The sequence below is a fragment of the Ensifer sp. ENS09 genome (assembly GCF_014852425.1).
Taxonomy (GTDB): domain Bacteria; phylum Pseudomonadota; class Alphaproteobacteria; order Rhizobiales; family Rhizobiaceae; genus Ensifer.
This window is the reverse complement of the sequence record NZ_JACVBP010000003.1, coordinates 322272-339873: the sequence shown is the minus strand read 5'-3', so window position 1 is coordinate 339873 and position 17602 is coordinate 322272. Positions and strand designations below refer to the sequence as shown.

At 62.5% G+C, this 17602-nt stretch carries 15 protein-coding genes; 4 read left to right on the top strand and 11 right to left on the bottom strand.

All coding sequences use genetic code 11. The features are described from left to right. Positions 1-10 precede the first annotated feature (10 nt). From repB to mtnK, 8 genes are all read right to left on the bottom strand, one after another. Complete coding sequence (gene repB / locus IB267_RS16605; protein ID WP_192448595.1) at positions 11-1045, bottom strand: plasmid partitioning protein RepB; 1035 nt, start codon at positions 1043-1045, stop codon at positions 11-13. Continuing rightward, on the bottom strand, positions 1042-2265 hold the full coding sequence (gene repA / locus IB267_RS16600; RefSeq protein ID WP_043619426.1) for a plasmid partitioning protein RepA: 1224 nt from the start codon (positions 2263-2265) through the stop codon (positions 1042-1044). Before repA ends, repB begins: the two co-directional genes overlap by 4 nt. Before the next feature lie 341 nt (positions 2266-2606). Next, positions 2607-3299, bottom strand: a complete 693-nt coding sequence (locus IB267_RS16595) for a hypothetical protein (RefSeq protein ID WP_371742551.1) — start codon at positions 3297-3299, stop codon at positions 2607-2609. 769 nt (positions 3300-4068) lie between these two features. Next, positions 4069-5187 carry a RuBisCO large subunit C-terminal-like domain-containing protein gene (locus IB267_RS33325; RefSeq protein ID WP_192448594.1) on the bottom strand — a complete coding sequence of 373 codons (1119 nt, stop codon included), beginning with the start codon at positions 5185-5187 and terminating at the stop codon, positions 4069-4071. Next, positions 5187-6188 carry a transketolase family protein gene (locus IB267_RS16585; protein WP_192448593.1) on the bottom strand — a complete coding sequence of 334 codons (1002 nt, stop codon included), beginning with the start codon at positions 6186-6188 and terminating at the stop codon, positions 5187-5189. Before IB267_RS16585 ends, IB267_RS33325 begins: the two co-directional genes overlap by 1 nt. 2 nt (positions 6189-6190) lie before the next feature. Beyond that, positions 6191-7126: a transketolase gene (locus IB267_RS16580; RefSeq protein ID WP_192448592.1), complete on the bottom strand. Its 936-nt coding sequence runs from the start codon at positions 7124-7126 to the stop codon at positions 6191-6193. 4 nt (positions 7127-7130) lie between these two features. After that, positions 7131-8225: an S-methyl-5-thioribose-1-phosphate isomerase gene (gene mtnA, locus IB267_RS16575; protein ID WP_192448591.1), complete on the bottom strand. Its 1095-nt coding sequence runs from the start codon at positions 8223-8225 to the stop codon at positions 7131-7133. Then, a complete protein-coding gene (mtnK, locus tag IB267_RS16570) occupies positions 8222-9493 on the bottom strand; it encodes an S-methyl-5-thioribose kinase (protein ID WP_192448590.1) in 1272 nt (423 codons plus the stop codon). Before mtnK ends, mtnA begins: the two co-directional genes overlap by 4 nt. A 147-nt stretch (positions 9494-9640) precedes the next feature. On the opposite strand from mtnK, the gene IB267_RS16565 reads away from it, so the two are divergent. The 3 genes from IB267_RS16565 to IB267_RS16555 are packed head-to-tail and all read left to right on the top strand — an operon-like array spanning position 9641 to position 13299. Continuing rightward, positions 9641-11158 carry a sugar ABC transporter ATP-binding protein gene (locus tag IB267_RS16565; RefSeq protein ID WP_192448589.1) on the top strand — a complete coding sequence of 506 codons (1518 nt, stop codon included), beginning with the start codon at positions 9641-9643 and terminating at the stop codon, positions 11156-11158. Next, positions 11155-12204 carry an ABC transporter permease gene (locus tag IB267_RS16560; protein ID WP_052201864.1) on the top strand — a complete coding sequence of 350 codons (1050 nt, stop codon included), beginning with the start codon at positions 11155-11157 and terminating at the stop codon, positions 12202-12204. Before IB267_RS16565 ends, IB267_RS16560 begins: the two co-directional genes overlap by 4 nt. Before the next feature lie 51 nt (positions 12205-12255). Beyond that, positions 12256-13299, top strand: coding sequence for a substrate-binding domain-containing protein (locus IB267_RS16555; RefSeq protein ID WP_192448588.1), 1044 nt, complete (start codon positions 12256-12258; stop codon positions 13297-13299). Between the two features lie 57 nt (positions 13300-13356). Here the strand turns inward: IB267_RS16555 and IB267_RS16550 are convergent, their stop codons facing one another. From IB267_RS16550 to IB267_RS16540, 3 genes are all read right to left on the bottom strand, one after another. Next, positions 13357-13581: a DfrB family trimethoprim-resistant dihydrofolate reductase gene (locus tag IB267_RS16550; RefSeq protein WP_192448587.1), complete on the bottom strand. Its 225-nt coding sequence runs from the start codon at positions 13579-13581 to the stop codon at positions 13357-13359. A 70-nt stretch (positions 13582-13651) separates the two neighbouring features. Continuing rightward, entirely contained in the window at positions 13652-15706 is a 2055-nt protein-coding gene (locus IB267_RS16545; RefSeq protein ID WP_192448586.1) for a bifunctional aldolase/short-chain dehydrogenase, read from the bottom strand. A gap of 57 nt (positions 15707-15763) precedes the next feature. Continuing rightward, entirely contained in the window at positions 15764-16744 is a 981-nt protein-coding gene (locus tag IB267_RS16540) for a sugar-binding transcriptional regulator (protein ID WP_192448585.1), read from the bottom strand. Between the two features lie 299 nt (positions 16745-17043). Here IB267_RS16540 and IB267_RS16535 point away from each other — a divergent pair, with 299 nt between their 5' ends. Then, positions 17044-17595: a MaoC family dehydratase gene (locus tag IB267_RS16535; RefSeq protein ID WP_043619395.1), complete on the top strand. Its 552-nt coding sequence runs from the start codon at positions 17044-17046 to the stop codon at positions 17593-17595. The last annotated feature ends 7 nt before the right edge of the window (positions 17596-17602 follow it).

Below are 17602 nucleotides of genomic sequence, written 5' to 3'. Positions count from 1 at the left end.
CCGACCGTTGTCAGAGGCCTTGATCCTTGCGGTCGCGAGAGAACCGCGCGACGAGCGCTGGCAGTTCCTCCCCGACGAATTTGACGAATTCCACACCGAGAGGCCCGTCGGCCGATATCCGCACCTCCTTGGCCGAAAGCTTCCAGGAACCCAGCTTGTTGCCGGAAGCATCGGACAAGTCCGTGCCGTCCTGGCGTATCGCGTTCGCGGGTTTTATGGTTTCGAAAGCACGCTGGAAGCGTTGATCGGACAACGGCGAAGCGTCGCGCACCTCAGACAGGATCTGTCGAGCGGCCGCAACGGATTCCGGATTGTCGGCGATTGTCTTGGCGAATTCGAGCCAGCGCGGCCGGCCAATCTTTGGCGCGCGACCGATGGCCTCGATCACGTCGGTCGGGACCACGCGGTAAACGCTGCGCATCTTGGCGAGCTCCGGGTCGTCGATCGACAGTGCCGCCTTTATGTCGCGCGGCTTGATACCGGCGTCGTCCATGCGCGAGGCGAACAAGGCGCGTTCGATCCAGGTGAGATCTTGCCGGCTCGCATTCTCAACGCCCTGAGCAACGACCAGGTCCAGATCCGATATTTCGACTTCGATCGCGCGAACGGGCTTGCCAAGCTGTTTTGCGGCAAGCCACCGCCGGTGGCCGTAAATGATCTGGTAGCGTCCCGCCGACGAGGGGTGTTTGCGAACCTGGACCGGAACCTTCTGTCCTTCTGCATCGATCGAGCGCTTGAACGCTTCGAAGTCGGCCCCGTCATCGTCCGGCAGCCTGTCCGGATAGGGGGAGGGATCGACCAGTGAAGGATCAAGCTCTCGGATCGCGCCGCCACCCGACTCGACCAGTGCTTTCAGCCGATCGCGCTCGGCCCGTATGTCGTCGATCGCTCGATGCGCGGCACCGACCACGCCGGCGCCGACCCGATTGGGAGCGGCAGGAGGAACGGGCGTCGTCGATTGCTCTTTCGCAGCAAGGTTGCTTTCCAGTTCGGCCGAAAGCAGGCCGAAGCTGGCGACGATCGATTTGCGGGCGTTCTTGCTCATTCACGTCCCCAGCTCGAGTTGATCAAACGAATGATGGCCTCGTTCACGCCATCGACAGCTTCACGGGCCCGCTTGTGCGTGTCGCGGCCGATCTGGCCCATTTCGAGCTCATAGATCGACCGTTTGGCCAGGCCCGCCGCCTCGACTGCCGTGCTTTCGATCGCGGTCGGCAGGAGCACGTCCGAGCCGAAGAGATGACGCAACATTGCCACGACCTGCGACTGAGGTGCGTCGTTCGGATCGTGCCGCGTCACGAGGTAACGAATGAAATCCTGGTCGAGCTGAGCACCGTTATCGTTCAACACGCCGATCAGGTCGCCCATCATCAAGAGGAACTGGCTCATCGATGCAACGTCGAGCATCGCCGGGTGAACGGTGATGATCATGCTCGTGGCGGCGTAAATCGCGCTCAGCGTCAGGAAGCCGAGGGAAGGAGGCGTATCCAGGAGGACGACGTCGTAGTCGTCTTCCACCTCGGAAAGTGCGAGTTTCAAGCGCTCGAAGAAGATGGCGCCGGAGCTCGATTTGCTTGCGAGCACACGCGGCGTCTCGTGCTCGTATTCCATGACTTCGAGGTTACCCGGTACGAGATCGACGCCTTCGAAGTAGGTCTTGCGGATGATGTCGCGGATCGGCCGGCGCTCGGCATCGTCGTAGCGAAGTGCCGCGTAAATCGTTTCGTTGGCGCCGACATCGAGTTCCGGCTGCGCGCCAAACAGTGCCGAGAGCGATGCCTGAGGATCGAGATCGAGCGCGAGTACGCGATAGCCATTGAGCGCCAGATAATGCGCAAGATGGACACATGTGGTCGTCTTGGCGCTACCGCCTTTGAAGTTGGCGATCGCAAGGACCTGAAGATGTTCGCCCGGGCGGCGGCGAGGCAGGAAGCGGAGCGCCTCGGAAGGCTTCTGCTTTGCAAACAGCTCCCGAAGCTCGTTGATCTGCGCGAGCGTGTAGACCCGGTGATTGTTCTCCAGGCGGCTTGGCTTGGGCCCGCGCCCCTCGGACGACATCAGCTTCAGCGTCGAATCCGGTATGGATGTCAGCTTCGAAACTTCGTTCGTCAGAAACGACCTCAAGGTCTTCTCGGACTTCGGCGGATACATGCGCGTTCGCAGTTGCTGCAACTGGCTCGACAAAAGACCGGCGTGCCGCAATATCTTGGCGGCAGCGTCTTCCTTGAGTTGAACGTCAGTTTCTGCAGGTCTAGCTATCGCCATTTTTCCCTCTTGGCGGCCGAAAGTCGGTTTACCGGCCATTGCCCGCCAAAGATAAAACACGATTCTCCCGGACCGTCCAGAACAATAGGGTTAACAAAGCCTCAAGGCTGATTGTGACGCTTACCCGACGAAACCCCATCAACCTATTGGATTCGTTCATCTTTCCTGGACGAGATGGGCTACCAGGCGATGAGTTTGCGCACACCTTTGTTCGCCCAGACCCACAACCGAGAGGCGATTGCGCGAGCATTGGGCCTAGACTCGTGAATCGGCACCGACCCGCCAGCCGCGAATCATCTGCTAACGTTCGGTTTACGCGCTAATGCCGATAGTCCGCCCAGTCAGTGCTTCATCATCCTTGGTTGACCCTGCATGTCCCCCTGCTGCGCGAAGGGTCGCCTTGAGCCAGGACAAAACTGCGCAGGCGATATGCGCCTGCACAGCCGACATCCGTTGGATTGTCGAGGCACTACGCCGGCTGGGCGACCATCTTTGATCGCTGCTTCCACATGGACAGCATCAGGACAACGACCAGGGAGGCCAAGCGTGACCAGCGAAGCGTTGTCGCGCGGCAGGTTCAATCCGCCCTTTTCGATGGGCTTGGTCAGAAAATCACCGAAGGCCGTGCCAAGGCTGTTTGAGAAGACGACCGCAATCCAGAATAGGGTCTCGGTATCCCGGCGGTTGACGTGCACGACATCAAGCTTGGCGTCCCGCAAATACCAAACACCGAGCGATATTGCGAGCCCGAGCGTCAGGATGATCGACCCCGAGAGGTAACCGAGGCCGAAGGACCGATCGATCATATCGGATATTTCCGTTCCGGCCGTGGTGGTCGCGACGATCGCCAGCCAGAACAGCGGCGAATAGAATTTCCGTGCGGAGATCGGCGCGACGAGGATGACCAGCAACGCTGCAAATGTGATGCCGAACCCAACATAATAGCCGAGATTGAGTGTCATGGAGATGAAGTCGCCTGCGGTCTCACCAAGGGTGGTGGCGAGGATCTTCATGATCCAAAAGGCCAGCGTCACTGCGGCGACCTTGGTAAGTGGCGCGGCCGTGGGCGTTTGCCGGAAAGCTCAGATGCGGTTTTTGAAACCATGATGCTTCCTATCGGGAAAAATGGTTGACCGTCTCGAAGTGGGGTGATCGGCGAGAGAGGTGATCGCCGGGACGCCGAGGTCTTCGCACCTGGATTGGATGCGACTGAACCCTCAGGCCCCGCGGTTCTCGGGCCGAGCCGGGCGGATGGCCTGCCGCGCCGGATATTGAGGACCGATTCTCACGGTGGCTTTACGCAGAACTTATGGATTCGTAAGGGAACGACGCCTGAGAAGCCCCATCACATTCAGCCGCCCGACAGGTGCCTCGCAACGCCCTGATGGCCTGTGCCATGGCGAGTGTGCAAACACGTCTTGGGGTGGCAGCGCATGTATTGAGAGGGAAGGGCGTACCGCAGCAGCGATGGCTGGCCAGACCGAGAAAGCCACTCGGGCGCGCGACGAGATAAATTGCGGCTCGGCAGCGCCCACCTGTGGCACCCGCGCCGCATCACAAGGGAGATCACGCGATCCCTTACTTCGACCGAGGTACCGCCCTGAAAACGCCAGCACTCGGCGACTAAGCGCATACCGATAACTATTAGACACCTGATGGAGGCTGGATGGATGTCTGGTCCCAGGCCACGGCCATGCGCTAGCCACTTGCGGCCCAACAGAGAGGGCGGACCTTTCGGCTGCAGCGAACGAGGGGAGCGCCGTCCCGGCGCGACCCCTCAGGCTCGACCAATGCCGAGGGCGTCTAGCTATGGACCGCGGCGACCAGGCGGCGGCAAGCGTCCACGAGGTTCGGCTCTTGAAGCAGGGCGCCGCCGATGAGGTACATGACGTCGTTGCCGTAGGCTTCGCGCATCTCGGGGACCCGCTCGAAGGTCATGCCGCCACCGGGAGCGGCGACGATCGCCTTCGGCCCGCCCATGTCGACCGCGCAGGCCCGGGCGATAGACAGGCATTCCTCTCGCGTGAAACCGAAGCGGCCTCCGAAGTTCGGATAGATCACCGCGTCCGCCCCCATCAGCCGATGCAGCGTGCCGAAGAAGGAGCGGTGCGAGAAGCCGCAATCGGAAGAGACCACATTTGCGCCCGAGAAGGCCGGGTGCGAAACGATCGGCAAGGTGAAATCGGGGTCGGCTGCAAGCGTGCGGACGACATCATAACCGGTCAAAGCCGGGGCCAGCATTACCGCACCGGCACCGGCTGCCTGCGCATCCTTCGCCCGGTCAAGCACGGCTGAAGCCGGCCCGGTGACATTCGGCACGAAGCTCGTGTTGCCACCGGTTTTGGCATTGGCCTCGCCGACGGCCGCGATGCAGGCCCTCAGGCGTTCGGAAAAAGGCGACGTCACCTGATCGACGAGACCATGGTCGTCCTTGACGAAGTGCATGCCGCCAAGCGCGAAATCGTGGGCACGGCGCGCAAGTTCGGATGTCGAAAGCCCGACGGGCTTGATCGCTGACATCAAAAGAGGGCTTTCGCCCACGCCTGCGCGGGCACGAAGCCCGGCAATACCGTGCTTCGGTCCTGCGCAAAGCGCAAGGATACCCGGCGAAAGACCGATATCCTCGACATTCAGGCCGGGCTTGATGGAGCTGTTGCCGAAGATGACGTTCAAGAGCTGCAAAAAGTCGCCGCCGACATCGTCGTCGGAATAGGAGATCGTGGCGAGAAAGCCCGGCCGGCCGGCCGGATCCGGCTTCAGGTCCTCCAGCTTGCCGAGGATCTCATCCTCGACATAGCCTTTGGGAACAGCGCTGCGCGGAATTTCGACGGTCTGCTCCAGCGCGATGTCGAGCGCGCGCGCCTTAGCCTCCTCGGCCTCAGCGGCGCGCACGTAGTAGGTGACGGTGAAACGCGGAGCCACTAGAGCGCCTCCGCCTTCTGGGCCGAATGAACGTGATCGATGCGGACCTCCGTCAGTTCGTCCTCGCCAATCTCGAGCGGCTTACCGACGAGATCTCCGATCGCGCCAACGAGCGCGCTCGCATCGAGCCCATACTTCTTCATGAGGTAGGGCTTGGACGCGCCATGGGCGAAGGTGTCGTTGAGGCCGAGCCGCTTCAGGCGGACGCCGAGGCCTTCTTCGGCCAGAATTTCCGCAACGAGCGAGCCGAGGCCACCGACGATGGTGTGGTTTTCCAGCGTGACGACCCCCTTCTTGCCACGCGCGGCCTTCAAGAGGCCGTCGCGATCGAAGGGTTTCAGGGTCGAGGCGTGCAGGTGGGTGATGCCGATGCCGCGTGCCTGAAGCGGTTGGGTGGCGCGCAGCGCTTCCTCGGTGCAGACGCCCGAGGAAACGACGAGTATGTCGTCGCCCTCGGACAGGACCCGCAGCTTGTTGAACGCGAAAGGCGTGGAGAAGAGACGCGGGACCTCGCCGCGAAGCACGCGCACATAGACGGGCCCGTCGATGCTGTCGGCCACGTCAAGCACGGTCTCCACCTCGGTCGCGTCACCGGTCTCGAGGATCGTCATGTTCGGCACGGCGCGCAAGACCGCAATGTCTTCGATCGCCTGATGGGTGATGCCGCCGGGCGTGGTGATACCGGGCAGGAAGCCCATCAGCCGCACCTTGCGATTGGAATAGGCAATCGAGTTGATCAGCTGGTCGTAGGGGCGGCGATAAAGGAAGACTGAGAAGGTGTGAATGAACGGCCGGTAGCCTTCCATCGCCAGCCCGCCGGCAAAGGACAGCATGTTCTGCTCGGCCATGCCGAGCGAGAGGAATTTCTGCGGATGCCGGTCGCGGAAACCATCGACCTCGCAGGACGAGGTCAGGTCGGCGGAAAGGCAGAGGACCTCGGGTCGCGCCGTGGCGAAGGTTTCGAATGCCTTGGCGTAGGGACGATTGACGATCTCGACCATGTTCAGGCCCCTTTCATTGCGTCGGCGTCGACGCCGAGTTCGGCCGCAAGTGCCGCCTGCATTTCAAGCCGCTCTTCCGCGCTCTTGAAACGCACGTAGTGAAGCCGCGGGAAACGTTTCTTGAGGAAGTCCATGCCCTGATAGGGTGAGGTGTTGGCGAGTATTACCAGCGGCTTGCCGGGTTCCGCGCTTCCGGCCGCGGCCCTCAGCGCGTCGAGATCATGACCGTCCACCGACCGGCAGGTGACGCCGAAGGCGCTGACGCGGGCTGCAAGATCACCAAGGTCGAGCACCGACGACATGGCGCCGTCGCATTGCTGGCGGTTCACGTCGACGACGACGCGGATGTTGTCGATGCCATGATAGCTCATCGCCGCAAGGCACTCCCAGGTCTGGCCTTCCTGGAATTCGCCATCCGACATGTAGACCCAGACCTTGCCCGGCTCCTTCTTCTGCAACCGCGCCCAGCCGACGCCCGAGGCCATGGAGAGACCCTGCGCCAGCGAGCCCGTGGTCACTTCCATGCCGGGGCTGTGCTCGGCGCCGATCATCTCGACCGAACCGCCATCCTTGTTGAAATGGTCGAGCGCGTGCTCGTCCATCCGGCCCATCTCGATCAGCGCCGAATAGATGACGAGCGCATAGTGGGCGGGCGAGATGAAGAAGCGGTCGAACGCCGGCCCGACCGGTCCGTGGTAGCCGGCGCCGGTGAAAGCGTCCGGATTGTGCGCCGAAGGAACACCGCGAAACGGCAGCGGCACCTTCGGCAAGGTCGGCTCGCCGAGCGTCAGAAGCTCGTTATAGAGCAGCGCCAGGCTCTCAGCGGCCGAGCAGGCCTGGCTGAGATAACCGCCATTGTTCTTCATCGTGTGGAAGAACACGCGCCGGCGGATGCCGAGCGCGATCTCTTCCGTTGAAACCCGGTTCGTGAGTGTCATCGTCTCAGCTCCGTTCTGGGAAAAGCGCCTTGAGGCCCTCGGGCGACGGCGTCGCGATGCCGCGCTCGGTGATCAGGCCGGTGATGAGGCGGGCGGGCGTGACGTCGAAGGCCGGATTGGCTGCGGGGCTGCCCTCCGGCGAGATGCGCACGCTGGCAATCGAGCCGTCGCTGGCGCGCCCCTGGACAAAGCTTACCTCGTCGGCGGTGCGCTCCTCGATCGGGATTTCCTTGATCCCGTCGCGCACCGTCCAGTCGATCGTCGGCGAGGGGAGGGCGACATAGAAGGGGACGCCGTTGTCGCGCGCGGCAAGCGCCTTCAGGTAGGTGCCGATCTTGTTGCAGACATCGCCGTTGGCGGTCGTCCGGTCCGTACCGACTATGACCATATCGACATCGCCGTGCTGCATCAGGTGCCCGCCGGCATTGTCGACGATCAGCGTGTGCGGCACGCCATGACCGTTCATTTCCCAGGCGGTGAGATAGGCGCCTTGATTGCGCGGGCGCGTTTCGTCGACATAGACATGCACCGGAATGCCTTCCTCGACAGCCATGTAGATGGGGGCGGTCGCCGTGCCGTAGTCGACGGTCGCAAGCCAACCGGCGTTGCAATGAGTGAGAATGCGCACGGGTTCACCCGGCACCTTCTTTGCAGCAATCTCGCGGATGACCTTCAGGCCGTTTGCGCCGATGGCGCGATTGAGTTCGACATCTTCGGCCGCGATCTCGGCGGCGCGATCATAGGCCGCCTTGGCCCGTTCGCCTTCCGGCAAGGGGCGCAGATGGTCGCGCATGGCGTTCAGAGCCCAGCGCAAGTTGATCGCGGTCGGGCGTGTTTCGTTGAGCTCCTCCCAGACGGCGTCGAGATGGGCGTTCGACGGATCCTTGGCCATCGCAATCGCAACACCGTAGGCGGCGGTGACGCCGATCAGTGGTGCGCCGCGCACCCACATGTCGCGGATGGCGACGGCGACATCGGCGACCGTCTTCAGTGTCACGACACGGAACTCATGCGGCAGCCAGCGTTGGTCGATGATGTCAACGGAACGGCCGTCCTCGTTGAGCCAGATCGTATGGTAGTGGCGTTCTCCGACTTTCACGCTGATGTCTCCTTCTGAAGGCGTTCCGCAAGCGCGCGGATGTCCTTGAGGCTGTGGATATGATGCCGGTTGACGGCAAGGTGACGCCCGAGCTTCAGCGCCCTGGTTTCACAGGCAGCGCGGCGATCGGGGTCGATAATGGTTTCGAAGTCGGCGTTGTGGGCGAGCCCCAGGATACGGCGGTGCATCTCGACGCCGGCAAAGCCCAGCATCTCGCGCCAAATCTCGTCGATGACGATGTCTAGCGCCTGCTCGGCACCGAACGGGTCGTTGCGCGCTTCAAAGAGGCTTGCCTGATAGAGAATACCGTTACGCTCGGTGCGCCAGAGATGGGCGAATTCGGTGCGGAAGGTTTCCCAGATGACTTCGACCGTATCGAGCAGATAGCTACGCATGCCATCGCGGGCACCGGTCCCGTTTTCGTGGCCGCTCTGCGAAAAATAGCTCATCCAGAAATTGGCAAGCAGCATGCCGACGTCGAAGCTGATCGGTCCGTAGAACGCGAACTCCGGGTCGATGACACGGGTCTCGTCGTCCGTCACCATCACTGAGCCGGTGTGCAGGTCGCCATGGCAAAGCGTCTCCGCCTTGGCGGAGAAAAGATGCTTCAGCCGTTGCGCTTCGACCTTGAGGTCGCGGTCGGCGCGAAGCTCGGCCACAATAGGATCGAGCTGCGGCGTGGTGTGCCGATTGAGCTCTGCCTCGAAATAGGGATCGGAGAACACCAGGTTTTCGGTGATGTCGCAAAGCTCGATATTGTCGGCGAAAAGCGCAAGGTCCGCCTTCTTCTCGCGCGTGGCCATGGAGAGGTCGGAGCCGCGAAAGAGCGTACGTGCGACGAAGAGGCCAAGGTCACACCCGATTTTCGGGAGCTGCCGCCCGTCGATCAGCGCGCGCCTCAAAATCACGTGCGGCGTCAGGAACTCCATGACGATGAGCGCCTGGGATTCGTCGAAGAAATAGATTTCGGGCACGAGTCCGGGATCGCGCGCTGCCTGACGCTTGAGGGCATGATATTCGAAATAGGAGCGCTTCAGCGGCAGCGGCCAGCTTTCGCCGACAAGGCGCACATAGGGCAGCGCCTGCTTGACGATGGCAGCACCCTTGTCTCCGGTGACGATGAAGACCAGGTTCAGGTTGCCGTCGCCGACTTCCTTGACGCTCCAGCGCGAAAAGTCCGGCCCGATCTTTTCTCTCAGGACGGCGTTGCCACCGAGTTTTTCCGGTAACGTCGCAGCGCTCAGCGCCTCGAAGACCTGCTTGTCCATATCGTTCTCCTCCAACGCATGGCGCGGGCCTCCACCGCTCGCAGCCATGCCGTGTGTGGTCACAACTAAGGCGACATTCTAGCAAATGTCAATGGCCTTGACATTTGACGGACGGCTATCCTAACCTGCCTTCATCGGGAGGAGAGAATGAGCGAACAGGCAGTGTTTCGCATTGAGGGCGTGCGCAAATCCTTTGGGCCGGTACCGGTTCTTCGAGGGGTGGATCTCGATCTCAAGGCTGGGGCGGTTACCGTTCTGATGGGCGCCAACGGCGCCGGCAAATCCACGCTCGTGCGGATCTTGAGCGGCGTCTACACGCGCGACGCCGGCACGATCACGCTCGCCGGCATGGCCTTCGAGCCGACGACCCCGGCCGAAGCGATCCGCGCCGGCGTCGTCACCGTGCATCAGAACATCAATGACGGGGTGGTCGCCGATCTCGACGTGGCCACCAATCTGACGCTCGATCGTTTGAACGGACGCGGTGCGCGGCTGTTCTTCAACCCGCGCAGGGTGCGGCGCGAGGCTGCCGCGGTCGCGTCGCGCATGGGGCTTGCGATCGATCTTGCCGCCAATATCAACGACTTGACGCTTGCCGACCGGCAGATGGTGGCGATCGCCCGTGCCATGGCGCACGAACCGAAGGTGCTGATCCTCGACGAGCCGACCTCGTCGCTGTCGAGCGCCGAGGCTGACCGCCTATTTGATCTCGTCGATCGGTTGAAGGCGCGCGGGGTCGCCATTCTCTATATTTCGCATCGCATGTCGGATATCCGTCGGCTGGCCGACAGCATCGTCGCCCTGCGTGACGGCCGCATCAGTGGCCGCTTCGAAGGGCCGGAACTGGACTATGAGGGCGCCGTCAACGCCATGCTCGGTCGCAAGGTCTCGGCAGGGGCCGTCGATCTTCGCGACGGCGGCGCTCCGGTCTTTGCCGTCCGCGGCCTGAAGCTATCGGAACAGGCGCGCCCTTTCGATTTCACCCTCCGCGACGGAGAAATCGTCGCCGTTACCGGGCTTGTGGGCGTCGGCAAGACGGCGCTCGCCGAGACCCTGTTTGGCGCGCGCACGCCGTTCGCCGGTGAGATGAAGCTCGACGGCGCGCGCTATGCGCCGGGAAGCACGGGCCGGGCGATCGCCCGCGGCGTATTTCTTGTCGCCAAGGACCGCGCCGAAAGCGGCATCGTGCCCGACTTCAACATCTACGAAAACATCAGCCTGCCGTTCCTTAGCCGGCTCTCGCGCTTCGGCATATCGAGCCGGCGGGCGGAAAAGACCAAGGCCCGCCAGCAGATCGCGGCGCTTGGCGTCGTCTGCCGCAGCGAGCGCGACGAGTTGCAGACACTTTCGGGCGGGAACCAGCAGAAGGTGATGGTCGGGCGCTGGCTTTCCGAGCCGTCGCGCCTGCTCATCCTGGACGAACCCTTCCAAGGCGTCGACATCGCCGCACGCCGCGACATCGGCGAAAAGCTGCGGGCCTCGGCCGCGGGCCGCGCCACGATCCTCTTCCTGACCGAACTCGACGAAGCCTTCGAAGTCGCCGACCGCATCCTCGTGATGTCGGAACAGACCATCGTCGGCGAGCACCGCAATGCCAACATCGATGTCGAGCGGCTCCTGTCGGAAATCGCCGGTCAATTCTATCAACAGGTCCATGCGTCATGAGCAGTGAACAGAGCAATTCCGCAGCACCGGTCGCGGTCCCTTCAAGCGCATCGGGAATTCGCGAGGCGGCGATCAAATACGGCTTCCTCGTGCTTCTCGCCGGGATGGTCCTCTATTTCTCGCTCGTGACCGGCGGCTTCGCCTCGCCGCAGAGCGCTGTCTTCATCCTGCAATCGGTGTCGATCACCGGCATCCTGGCGCTGGGCGTGACGGCCACGCTGGTCGTCGGCGGCTTCGATCTTTCGATCGGCTCAGTCGCGACCACGGCGATGATGGCCTCATCCTATGTGATGGTGGTGATGGGCGGCGACGCACTGACCGCAACACTCGTGTGCCTTGCCATCGGCGTGCTGGTCGGTTTCGTCAATGGCGTCATCATCGTCTATATGCGCGTGCCGGATCTGCTGGCGACGCTCGGCATGATGTTCCTTTTGCTCGGCCTCCAGCGCATCCCGACAGAGGGCCGGTCGATTGCAACCGGCATGACGCTTCCCGACGGTTCGGTCGCCGAAGGCACCTTCAGCCCGGCCTTCCTGGCGCTCGGCCGCCATCGCTTCGATTTCATCCTGCCCAATCTCGTGCCGGTTTCGGTCGTGGTGCTGATCGTGCTTGCGATCCTGATCTGGTTCTTCCTCGAATACACCCGCTTCGGCCGCATGATGTATGCCGTCGGCTCCAATGAGCGGGCAGCCGGCCTCGCCGGTGCGCCGGTCAATGCCTACAAGATTTCCGCCTACATCATCTCCGGCGTCTTCGCTTCGATCGGCGGCATCCTGCTTGCCGCCCGCCTTGGCCGCGGCGACATCGCTTCGGGCAACAACCTGCTGCTCGATGCGGTTGCCGCCGCGCTGATCGGTTTCGCCGTGCTCGGCGCCGCCAAACCGAACGCGTTCGGCACGGCGATCGGCGCGCTCTTCGTCGGCATCCTGCTCCAGGGCCTGACGATGATGAACGCACCCTATTACACCCAGGATTTCATCAAGGGCGCCGTACTTGTCGCTGCCCTGATCTTCACCTTTGCGCTCTCGAAAAGAGGCAAACGCTGACGGGGCTCCCTTCAGCGGAAAACAAAAAGTTCACCAGTGGAGGAGACTGACATGAACATGACTCGCAGAAGCCTGGGCCGTTTGACGCTCGGGTTGATGGGGGCCGCCGCCTTCGGCGTGCCGTCCTTTGCCGCCGACATGCCGAAGCCGTTCGACAAGGCCGGCGACGTCAAGATCGCGCTCGTGCGCTACCTTTCGACCGGCGACTTCTTCCAGTCCTATCTCGCCGGCGTCGAGGCGCAGTCCAAGGCGCTCGGCGTGCAGCTTCAGGTCTTCGATAGCCGCCAGGATGCAGCGCTGCAGGCCGACATGGTCGACCAAGCGATCGCACTTGGCGTACAGGGCATCATCATCCAGCACGGGCTGACGGAATCGATGAAGGAAGCCGCCCAACGCGCGGTCGACGCCGGCATCAAGGTCGTGGCCTTCGACGTCAACGTCGAAAACGAGAAGATCCCGCAGATCGAGCAGTCCGATCGCGACCTCGCGCGCCTCGCGCTCGAGCAGGCCGTCAAGGACAATGGCGAAAGCTTCAAGGCTGGCTACGTCTATGTCGCAGGCATTGCGCCGCTCGACCGCCGCGACGAGACCTGGAAGGAATTCAAGACCAAGTATTCCGGCATCGAGGAAGCCGCCCAGTTCGGAACCATGGACAACCCGATTGCCAACTCGGTCGCCAACCAGGCCCGCGCGGTGATCTCGGCCAAGCCCGACATTACCGTGATGTTCGCGCCCTATGACGAGTTCGCCAAGGGCGTGAAGATCGCCGTAGACGAAGCGGGCCTGTCGTCCAGCGTCAAGATCTACTCGGCCGACATTTCGACGTCTGACATCGCCGCCATGCGCGAATCAGGCTCGGCCTGGACGGCAACGGCCGCCACCAACCCGGCCGTCGTTGGCCAGGTCTCGGTCCGCTCGCTCGCCATGCTGCTTGCCGGCGAAGACCCGGGCCGCCAGGTCGTCGTACCGCCGACGCTGATCACCCAGAAGGACCTGAACGACCAGGACATCAAGAACATGGAAGAGCTCGGCGTGAAGCTGCCGCAGTTCGCCCATGCAGATGTTGCCATGCCCGCATGGATGCCGAAGCCTTAATCTCCCAAGGCGAAACGAAAGGGGCGGTCGATCAGACCGCCCCTTTTTTTGTCCTGATTACTCTAATTCGCTTTCCGCCTTTGGCGGCATCCAGGCTTCGATCGCCGTCTCGGGGTAGATCTGCACGGAGCCTGGCTCGAAATGGCTTTCGATCGCGTAGCCGAGGCTGGTCAGGTCTGTGCGATACCAGCCGACGATCTTGCCGCGCCATGAGGCGCGGCCTTTCTTGGCTGCATAGTCACCCATTTGAAACGCGGCATCTGCGGGCCATCGATCGACCATTTCGTCTCCATCCGAACAACTCTGGCGGGAGACTGCAGTGTGGCACGTTTTTACGCTTAGACGGAAGCGCTCAGCGCATCGCCGCTGCGATATTGCCGCCATCCACAGTCGTCACATCCGCGGTGGTTCGTTCTGCGAGCGCGTGGTGCACGAAGGCGCGCGCTACGTCCTCGGCCGTCACTTCGAGACCGAGCAGGTTTCCGCCCATGTAGTCCTTGACCGAAAGGCCGCGGGCGGCTGCGCGATTGGCGATCATCTCGTCGTTTAGCAGGCCCGAGCGGATGCGGTCGGCGTTGACGGCATTGACGCGGATATGATCAGTGCCGTGTTCGAGCGCATACTGACGCGACAGGAACAAGGTCGCTGCCTTCGGCAATCCGTAAGCGCCGAACTTGGCGCCCGGATTGACAGCCTGCTTGGAGGCGTTGAACAGCAGCACGCCGCCGGTCTTCTGCTCCTTCATGATGCGCACGGCATTCTGCGCTACCGTCTGATGGGCGAAGAAGTTGAGCTCGAAGCTGCGGCGCAGCAGGGCGTCGTCCATGGTCGCAATCGGGCTTTCCCAGGCGGCACCCGCATTGGAGACAACGATATCGACGCCGCCGAAGGTCGCGACCACCCGGTCGAAGGCGGCGCGCACCGAAGCGGGATCGGTGATGTCGCAGGCAATGCCAATCGCGTTGTTGCCGGCCGCCTTCGCCACTTCGCTTGCCTTGTCGCCGTCGAGATCCAGCACGACGGCATGGGCGCCCTCGGCGACGAAGGCCTTGACGATCGCCGCACCGATGGCGCCGGCGCCGCCGGTGACGAGCGCGACCTGACCGGTAAACGGCTTCGGCTTGGCGCCGGCGAGCTTCGCCTGTTCCAGCGACCAGTATTCGAGGTCGAAGAGATCCGGCCGGCTCACCGGCTCGAAACGGCCGACGGATTCGGCGTCGCGCGCAGCCTCGATCCACATCTCGCCGACATCGACGGCGATCGTCGCGTCCTTGTACGTACGGCCGTGGCCGAACATGCCAAGCCCCGGCACCAGCGTCAGGCGCGGCATGGGATCGAGCATGATGCGCTTGACGTCGTCGCGTGCGTCGTTGGTGTGGAAGTAACCGGTGTAGTCTGCAGCAAAGGCAGCGACGCGCGCGTCGATCACGGCCCGGTAGCCCGAGAGAGCATCTTTAGCCGGCGCCGGAAGCACCATCGGGCCGGTCTTGATGCGGATGGAAAGATCGGGCGTCGAAACGCCCCTGGCGGCCATCTCCTCAACCTGTTGCGCGTTGACGAAGTCGAGGATAGCGGGCGAAGTGCGGAACACGCTGACCATACGGTCAAAACGGCCCTCGCCCTTGTCGACAGCAACGGCACCGCGCAACATCGGCGCGATATCGGCTGGGCTTGCAAGCGCTGCGGGCAGGGCGGCCGGCGTGAACGGATTGTGCCCGTTGGCCTTCACATGCTCTTCGGCGAGCGTGACATAGTGGATCATCCGCTCATAAGCTTTCTTCGCAGTGTCGGCGAAGGTGAAGATCCCGTGCTTGTCGAGGATCAGCCCCTCGACCGTCGGATCCTGGTCGAACACGTCCGCCGCAGCCTTCGCCAGCGCGAAGCCCGGCATGATGTAGGGCACGAAACCCATTTTCCTGCCGAAGAGTTCGGCGCACATCTCCCGGCTCTTGGCCTGGTCGGCGATGGCAAGAATGGCGGTCGAATGGGTATGGTCGACGAACTTGTGCGGCAGGAAGGCATGCAGCAGCGCCTCCACCGACGGGTTCGGCGAGCCCGGATCGATGAGGTTGGCGCGCAGCAAAGTCACCATGTCCTCGTCCGACAGCCGTTCGAGCTTGCGGCTCTTCAGCAGCGGCGCGATCTTGACGGCGGGCAGGCCGGCGGGCTCGATCGTGCCCATGTCCCAACCACTGCCCTTGACGCAGAGCACGGCATGCGTGTCGCCGACAAGGTCGGTGATTTCGGTTTTCACCGAAGTGTTGCCGCCGCCATGCAGCACGAGCCGCGGCTCGCCGCCAAGCAGCCGCGTCGTATAGGTCCGCAGCGCCAGATCGCGGCCGATGCCCTTGGTTTGATAGCCCGCAACGACCTTCTCCGCCTCGTCATCGCGCCAGAGATTTTCCATAAGTTCAGCCTCCCGATAAACCGGCCCGGCCGGTATCGGCGGACCCAAATTCGAGGCTCAGGGGGCGCCTGAGCCGCTCTTGCCAAGCCCTTCACGGTTCCAGCGATCCAGGACCTTGCGTGCCATCGACTCGGTGATGACGAGATGCGAGACGAAGCCGCCCTTCAAGGCCGCCATCAGCGGCTCGAACTTGCTGTCCTCCTGGACGACCAGCATGCGCTTCTTGATCGTGCGGATGGATCCAAGATCGGCCGAAATGCAGCGGCGATTGTGCTCGCAATCCATCCATTGGCCGTCGCGGTCAATGAGCTGTCCGGCAATGACGCCGGCCGCGCCCTTTTCACCCATGGCATGCATGTCTGCAGCCGAGAGCGCCCCGCACTTGACAAGGTGGCTGTCATCCTCGATGCCGCCGACCGAATAGAGCGCCAGGCCGCAGTCGGAGATGGTGGCGAGCTGCTCCTTGATGACGGGTTCGCCGCGCAGCTCTTCGGCCAGCCGCTCGGAGGAAAGAACAAGCGGCGCATAGAAATTGATGCCTTCGGCATTCAGACGGCGCGCGATTTCCGTCGTGCATTGATCCGGGCGGTAGGAATAGGGCGCGCCGAGATTGCCACAGAGCTGCACGACCGTAACGCCGCGCAGGTCCGCAAAGGGCATGACGTCGGCGATATGATAGACGGTGCGGCCCCAGGCAACGCCGATCCGGTCGCCCTTGTTGATCAGTTCGAGAAAGACGGACGCCGCGACGACGGGCATTTCGGCAGCCGGGTCCATCGCCTGCCGGTCTTCCGGCACGAGCCATGCGGTCGTCAGCCCGGTGGCGTCTTCGAGCTCGCGGGCAAGCACGTCCTGCGAAAACAGTTCTGTCGACGTGGTGATCGTGACGATGCCCATCTCGCGCGCCTTGCGCAGATACATGGCGATCGAGGCGCGGGATATTTCCAGCCGCTGGGCCACTTCGTCCTGGCGCAGGCCGTGCGTATAATAGAGCCAGGCGGCCTTGTGAATGATCTGGTCTGTGGCTCGGATGGGCATTGGCGGAACCTTCGCAAGATGGATCTGACATATTTCATCTATACTGACAAAAGTCAACGTCATTGACGATTGTCGCCGTCTCGTCGGCGTGACAGCGGCCGCATCCCTCTTCTGAATGATGATCCTTAAAGCGCCACGCGGAGCCGCGAACGCCGCTGCCGCCAGCAGCCGGTTGCAAACGGAATCCATATGTGAACATACTATTCATATAAGGGTCTGAATGGCGACCGAGCGACATTGCGCTCGGAAGCCAGCCAACGGGCCCGCTATTGCCGACCTATTGCATCAGGGACTGACCAATGGATGACTTCATGCCCACCGTCGGGGTGTCCTCGACCCATCCCGCGGACATGCCGCAAGAGCACGCAGCACTTCCCGTGTGGAACGCGGAAAACTGGTTTTACGAGGATTGGCCGGTCGGCCAGCGTATAAGGTCCTTGCGGCGTACGATTGCCGAAGGTGACAGCCACCTCTTCAACACGCTGGTCGTCGATATCCATCCTTACGTGCAGGATCAGATGTTTGCAGAGCGGGAGGGCATCTTCGGCAGGCGTCTCGTTGCCGGCGCTTTCGTCTTCTCCGCGGGCCTCGGGCTGGTCGCCACCAACTGCGTCAACGCCTTTTCCTACGGCTACGACAAGCTGCGCTTCATCAAGCCGGTCTTCATCGGCGACACGATCTACACGATCCGCACCAACATGGACAAAACGCCCCGTTACAAGGAGCTCGGGCTTATCCGGGCCAGCTACCAGGTCTTCAAGGGCGAAGGGGAGCTGGTGCTCTACTGCGAGCACCTTCAGACCGTGAAATACAAGAACCCCGCCGACTTCGTCGGCAAGACCGAGAAGTAAGATACCG